This is a genomic window from Comamonas sp. (genome assembly GCF_036666375.1).
Taxonomy (GTDB): domain Bacteria; phylum Pseudomonadota; class Gammaproteobacteria; order Burkholderiales; family Burkholderiaceae_C; genus Comamonas.
Genome location: NZ_JAVWWA010000127.1, coordinates 1 through 6,197 on the forward strand (window position 1 = coordinate 1; position 6,197 = coordinate 6,197).

7 protein-coding genes are annotated in these 6,197 nt (G+C 67.0%); 3 read left to right on the plus strand and 4 right to left on the minus strand.

Annotation, left to right across the window (positions count from 1 at the left end; all coding sequences use genetic code 11):
- Positions 1 to 644 (minus strand): ATP-binding protein (locus RR928_RS21820; RefSeq protein WP_332684228.1); only part of this gene is annotated, 644 nt, incomplete at its 3' end.
- Between the two features lie 219 nt (positions 645 to 863).
- On the opposite strand from RR928_RS21820, the gene aqpZ reads away from it, so the two are divergent.
- Complete coding sequence (gene aqpZ / locus RR928_RS21825) at positions 864 to 1,568, plus strand: aquaporin Z (protein ID WP_332539952.1); 705 nt, start codon at positions 864 to 866, stop codon at positions 1,566 to 1,568.
- A 61-nt stretch (positions 1,569 to 1,629) separates the two neighbouring features.
- Here the strand turns inward: aqpZ and RR928_RS21830 are convergent, their stop codons facing one another.
- Positions 1,630 to 2,250 (minus strand): TetR/AcrR family transcriptional regulator, encoded by a 621-nt coding sequence (locus RR928_RS21830; RefSeq protein ID WP_332539954.1) that lies wholly within the window; start codon positions 2,248 to 2,250, stop codon positions 1,630 to 1,632.
- A gap of 87 nt (positions 2,251 to 2,337) precedes the next feature.
- On the opposite strand from RR928_RS21830, the gene RR928_RS21835 reads away from it, so the two are divergent.
- Positions 2,338 to 3,555 (plus strand): arabinose transporter, encoded by a 1,218-nt coding sequence (locus tag RR928_RS21835; protein ID WP_332539955.1) that lies wholly within the window; start codon positions 2,338 to 2,340, stop codon positions 3,553 to 3,555.
- A complete protein-coding gene (locus RR928_RS21840) occupies positions 3,548 to 4,282 on the plus strand; it encodes a siderophore-interacting protein (RefSeq protein WP_332539956.1) in 735 nt (244 codons plus the stop codon). The genes RR928_RS21835 and RR928_RS21840 overlap by 8 nt, the downstream gene beginning before the upstream one ends.
- Positions 4,283 to 4,398: 116 nt before the next feature.
- Here RR928_RS21840 and RR928_RS21845 read toward each other — a convergent pair whose 3' ends face one another.
- Complete coding sequence (locus RR928_RS21845) at positions 4,399 to 4,752, minus strand: hypothetical protein (protein ID WP_332539957.1); 354 nt, start codon at positions 4,750 to 4,752, stop codon at positions 4,399 to 4,401.
- 246 nt (positions 4,753 to 4,998) lie between these two features.
- On the minus strand, positions 4,999 to 6,197 hold a 1,199-nt coding region (locus tag RR928_RS21850; RefSeq protein ID WP_332684231.1), incomplete at its 5' end, for a pseudouridine synthase.

The following is a 6,197-nucleotide window of genomic DNA, read 5'->3' on the forward strand; positions in this document are numbered from 1 at the left end:
TTCCACTCTTCCTTTTCCATCAGGATGGGCAGGCTGATGTGGTCGGAATACTTGCCGATGATCTGCTTGAGCTTCCAGGCGTTGAGGTATTCCTCGGCGTCCTCGCGCAGGTGCAGCGTGACGGCGGTGCCGCGCTGGGCGCGCGTGATCTGCTCGACTTCGAACTCGCCCGTGCCGCCGCTGACCCAACGCACGCCTTCTTCGGCAGGCAGGCCCGCACGGCGCGATTCGACGGTGATCTTGTCGGCGACGATATAGCCCGAATAGAAGCCCACGCCGAACTGGCCGATGAGCTGGGCGTCCGACTTCTGGTCGCCCGAGAGCTTGCGCATGAAGTCCTTGGTGCCGCTCTTGGCAATCGTGCCCAGATGCTCGATGGCTTCCTGCTCGCTCATGCCAATGCCGTTGTCGGCAATGGTCAGCGTGCGCGCTTGCTTGTCGAACGACACGCGCACTTCGAGCTGTGGCTGGTCTTCGTAGAGCGCGGTGTTGTTCAGCGCTTCGAAACGCAGCTTGTCACAGGCGTCGGACGCATTCGAGACCAGCTCGCGCAAAAAGATTTCCTTGTTGGAGTACAGCGCATGCGTCACCAGGTGCAACAGCTGCGCGACTTCGGCCTGGAAGGAATGGGTTTGCTTGCTCATAAGGTGGAAATGGATTTTCTGACGGGTTGCGACTTCAAACTAGGCTGCACATGGGGCCTTGGCCGGCATTATCAAGGGCCGGCCCGCCCGCTTGAAGATGCTTGACAATTGTCAACGCCTATCGCGGCTATAAACCAGACGCTGGCCCCGAACGCGCGGTCCGGTGCGCGATTCCGGGCGCCTTCTCCGGTGTTTCTGCCCCTGGCAGGCGGAGTTGCTATGTACAGCAATCTCAACAAATGGTCGGCCGAATTCGTCGGCACGTTCTGGCTGACTTTCGGCGGCTGCGGCAGCGCGGTGCTGGCCGCGGCATTTCCCGAAGTCGGCATTGGCTGGGCCGGCGTGGCGCTGGCCTTCGGCCTCACGGTGCTCACGGCCGCCTACGCGCTTGGACCGGTGTCCGGCGGCCACTTCAACCCCGCGGTCTCGCTGGGCCTGGTGATAGGCGGGCGCTTTCGGGCCGCCGAACTGCCCGGCTATGTGATTGCCCAGGTGCTGGGCGCCGTGGCGGCCGCCGCGCTGCTGTACCTGATTGCCACGGACAAGGCCGGCGCCGACATCGGCGGCTTCGCCACCAACGGCTTTGGCGCAGCGTCTCCCGCGGGCTATGGCCTGGTCGCGGCGCTGGTCACCGAAATGGTGCTGACCGCGGTGTTCCTGATCGTGATTCTCGGCGCCACGGCGCTGCGCGCCGCAGAAGGGTTTGCCGGCCTGGCCATAGGCCTGTGCCTGACGCTGATCCACCTGATCTCGATTCCCGTGACCAATACCTCGGTCAACCCCGCGCGCAGCACCGGCCCGGCGCTGTTCGGCCCGGCCGTCGCCCTGGACCAGCTGTGGCTGTTCTGGGTCGCGCCGCTGGCCGGCGCCGTCATCGGCGCGCTGATCTATCGCAGCCTGCTCGCGCGCCGCGGCGAAGCCTGAGTTTCGCCGCTGCAGAAGAAAAGAGCGCCTCGGCGCTCTTTTTTTTCGGCTCTCGCCACCTCTAGCGCGCAGCTCCCGACAAGTAGCCCATCAGCACTTCGACGATGGCGCGCTCGACCGCGCCGGCCGCAAACTGCTGCGGCGCATCGATCACCGCCGCATGCACCAGCGAGTCCAGGGTCTGCAGCACCACCCAGGTGGCCAGATCGCGGTTGCGCGGCGCGATCTCGTCGCGATGCTGCTCCAGCAGAGCGCGCACCCGCTGCTGGATGCTGTTGTCCGCCGGGCTCTGGTCCTTGGGCGCGTCGAAGAACGGAAACTCCTTTTCCAGCACGCGGTGCAGTTCCGGCTCGACGCGGTGCGCCGCCAGCAGCGCCTGCACCATGGCCGCGATGTGGGCGCGCAGCGTGCGCGGCTGGCTGTTCGCCAGCACGCTGTCGATCACCGCGTACATCTGCGCCGCATGGCGCTCGTGCAGCGCGGTGATCAGCGAGTCCTTGTTGGGGAAGTACTGGTAGACCGAGCCGACGCTCACGCCCGCGCGCTCGGCGACCAGATTGGTGTTGGTGCCGGCATAGCCGCGCTCGGCCAGAATGCGAGCCGTGGCTTCGAGAATGGCCTCCACCAGCGCCTGGGATCGGGCCTGGCGCGGCGTCCTTCTTGGTTGTGGCAGGGATGGCATAGCGGGTTCCAAACGCGAGTTTTCAACGCGAGTAACAGCTCATATTCTAGGCGTTATTGAGCAATTGCTCGTGTTCTGGAGTTTCCCATGCGTTCCCCCTCTTCCTCTGCGCCGCCTCCCGCGGCCAGCCCCAAGGCCCATGTCTTGAGGCAATTGCTGCCCATCGCGCTGGCGGTGTTCGTCGGCTTTCTGACCATAGGCCTGCCCCTGCCGGTGCTGCCGCTGCACCTGCACGACACCCTGGGCATGGGCACGCTGGCGGTCGGCGTGGTCATAGGCGCGCAATTCGCCGCGGCGCTGCTGTCGCGCGCCTGGGCCGGGGCAATGGCCGATACCCAAGGCGCCAGGCGCGCGGTCATCGCCGGCCTGGTGCTTGCGGCCTGCTCCGGCCTGGCGTATCTCGCCTCGCTGGCCTTTGTCGCCACCCCCGCCACGTCGGTCGGCGTGCTGCTGCTGGGCCGCCTGCTGCTGGGCTGCGCCGAAAGCCTGGTGGTGACCGGCGCGCTGAGCTGGGGAGTGGGCCTGGTCGGGCCGCACAACGCCGGCAAGGTCATGGCCTGGGTCGGCGTGGCGATGTACGGCGCCTATGCCGCGGGCGCTCCGGCCGGGGTGGCGCTGCAGGCGCAGTGGGGCTTTGGCGGGATTGCCCTGGCCACCGTGCTCACGCCGCTGCTGGCGCTGGTGCTGGTGGCCGGGCTGCGCCCGGTGGCGCCCAGCGCCACGCGCCGCACGCCGTTCTACCAGGTGCTGGGCGCGGTCTGGCTGCCCGGCCTGGGGCTGGCCTTGTCCAGCGTGGGCTTTGGCGTGATCACCGCCTTTGTCGCACTGCTGTTCGCAGCCATGGAATGGGGCAATGCCGCGCTGGCCTTCACCTGCTTCGGCCTGGCGTTCATTGGTGCGCGCCTGCTGTTCGGCCATCTGCCGGACCAGCTGGGCGGCGCGCGCGTCGCGCTGGTATGCGTGCTGATCGAAGCGCTGGGGCTGCTGCTGATCTGGGGCGCCGACAGCGCGTCCATCGCCTACCTGGGGGCGGCGCTGACCGGGTTCGGCTATTCGCTGGCCTTTCCGGGCTTCGGCGTCGAAGCCGTGCGCCGGGCTGCGCCGCAAAGCCGTGGCGCGGCCATGGGTGCCTATGTGGCCTTCCTGGACATCTCGCTGGGCATCACCGGGCCAGCGGCCGGAGCCCTTGCCGGCGCCTGGGGCGTGGAGGCGGTCTATCTGGTCGGGGCGCTGGCCGTGGCCCTGTCCTTGCTGGTGGCCTTGCGGCTGCTGTCCAGCGCGTACCGGGGAGTGCAGCATGTCTGAGTCCGCACGCCCGAAAACAGCGACGGCGCTGGCCGAAGTGCTGGCAGCGCGCGCGCTCACGCCCCTCATGCGCCGCATCACGGTCGGCGGCGCGGAAGTGGCCGCGCTGCTGCAGGCCGAGGGCATCGATGCCCCCGCGGCCTGGGTCAAGGTGTTTCTGCCCTCGGGCGAAGGACGGGCCTACACGATCAGCGGCCTGGACCACCAGGCCAGGACGCTGGATCTGGACTTCGTACTGCACGGCGCCGATGCAGCCTCGGGCCCGGCAGCGGCCTGGGCCAGCCAGGCGCGCGTGGGCCAGCGCCTGGGCATTGCCGGGCCGCGCAGCGGCGGGTTTGCGCTGCCCGCGCACGCGCGCTGGCTGCTGCTGGCGGGCGACACGACAGCGCTGCCGGCCATCCAGGCGATCGCGCGCCGCCTGCCGGCCGCGATCAAGGCCAAGGTGTATGTGGAAGTTCCGCATCCGCAGGAGCAGCAGGCCATTGAAAGCCCGGCAGCGCTGCGGGTGGCCTGGCTGGAAGCGGGCCAGGCCCCAGGTCTGGCGCTGCACCAAAGCCTGATGTACCGCCCCCTGCCGCCGGGTCCGGGCTATCTGTGGATCGCGGGCGAGTCAGCAGCCGTGCGGGCGCTGCGCGGACACTATCTGCAGGAACGCGACCTGGAGCGCGAGCGCGTGAGCGCCAAGGGCTATTGGAAGGCCGGCGAGGCCGATCACCGCGATGCCTGAGCGGCACGCGGCTGCAGGCTGAGCGCCGCAGAGCCCAATGAAAAAGGCTGCGCGGTTTGCGCAGCCTTCTTGGCATGGATACAGACCGCGGCGCCTGCCGGCGGCGGTCCTTTTCTTCACTCGAGTTCCGCGGAGACGTCGCCCGTCTTCTTGTTGTACTTCAGGGTGACCTTGTTGACTTCGCACAGGTTGATGTCTTCCCACTCCACCTCATCGCCGCTGTCGGTGAAGACAACCTGGATGTCCTGCTTGCAATTCTTGGTATCGCCGAACTTGAATTTTCGCGACTGCCCGTTCAGGAACTGGTTCTCGCCCAGTCGATCCTTGCCCCAATTGGACTTTTTGGACGGCGAAATGAAGACTTCATTGATGGCGTAGCCGGTCTTGTTCACCAAGGTGAAGTCCGCATTGCCGGCGAACGCTGCGCAGCCGATCGCGGAGAGCAAGGCGCCGAGGAGAATTTTTTTCATTTAATTACAACTGCAAGCAAAAGAAACAACTTTACCGGGTTTCCAGCGCGCCCATGGAAATTTCAAAATTGCGTTGCAATAGTGTTGAAGCGCTTTTGATTCGGCATGCAGCAGCCCGTCTATAGGGAACCGCTTGCTGCGCGGGCATGGGGCTTTCCTGTTCGCCATAAAAAAATGCCTGGCAAGTTGCCAGGCATTTTCGGGAGTGGCAGCGGCAGGCTATTTACAAGTCTGCCGGCGGTCCGCTCAGAAGCTTTCGTCGGCGCCCAGATAGCGCCATTGGCCCGCGGGCAGGTTGCCCAGCACGACGTTGCCGATGCGGATGCGCTTGAGGCCCACGACCTTGAGGCCGACCTGCTCGCACATGCGGCGGATCTGGCGCTTCTTGCCTTCGGTCAGCACGAAGCGCAGCTGCTCGGGGTTCTGCCAGTCGACCTTGGCGGGCTTGAGCGGCTGGTCGTCCAGCGACAGGCCATGGCACAGCAGCGCGAGCTGCTCGGCGGGGAAGCGTTCCTGGACATTGACCTGCACGTCGCCATAGACCACGCGCACCAGGTATTCCTTTTCCATCACCGAGTCTTCGCCTATCAGCTGGCGCGCGACGCGGCCGTCCTGCGTCAGCACCAGCAGGCCCACGGAGTCGATGTCCAGGCGGCCGCAGGGCGCCAGGCCCTTGAGCTGCGCGAAATTGAAACGCGTGGCGCTGGTGTCGAGGTTCCAGCGGCTTTGTGCATTGAGCAGGGCCACGGCGGGCGTGTGGCCGTCTTCGGCCTGGCCGCTGACATAGCCCATGGGCTTGTGCATCAGGATGGTGACCTGCTGGTCCTGCACACCCTTGGCGGCTTCGTCGACCGTGATGCGGTCGGACGGCAGAACCATCACGCCCATGGCCGCGACTTCGCCGTTCACGCGCACCCAGCCTTTCTCAACCCAGTCATCGGCTTCGCGGCGCGAGCACAGGCCCATGTCGGCCATGCGCTTGTTGATGCGAACCGAACCGGGCGCGGATTCCTGCGTCACTGCAGCCTGGGGCGGGCGCTTGACGGGAATCTTGCGCGCATCTTCACCCGTGGGCACGTTGTAGGTGCGGATGCCGGTGAACGGACGGCGCGGTGCTTCGTCGCTGTGCTCGTCACGGCCGCCACGCTCGGCGCCGGGGCCGAAGGAACGGCCTGGGGGACGCGCGCGCTCGCCGCCGCCCGAACGGCGGTCGTCCACACGTGGCTGGAACGGACGGCCTTCGCCACGGTCATCGCGGCCAGGGCCGCGGCTTTCGAAGCGCGGACCATCCTGGCGCGGGCCGCCACGGCCCTCGAAGCGCGGCGCGCCATCGGGACGACCGAAGCCGCCGCCTTCACGGGGTCCGTCCTGACGGCCACCACCTTCGCGCGGACCGCTGGAACGCGGACCGTCATGGCGCGGACCGCCACCTTGCGGTGCGCCAC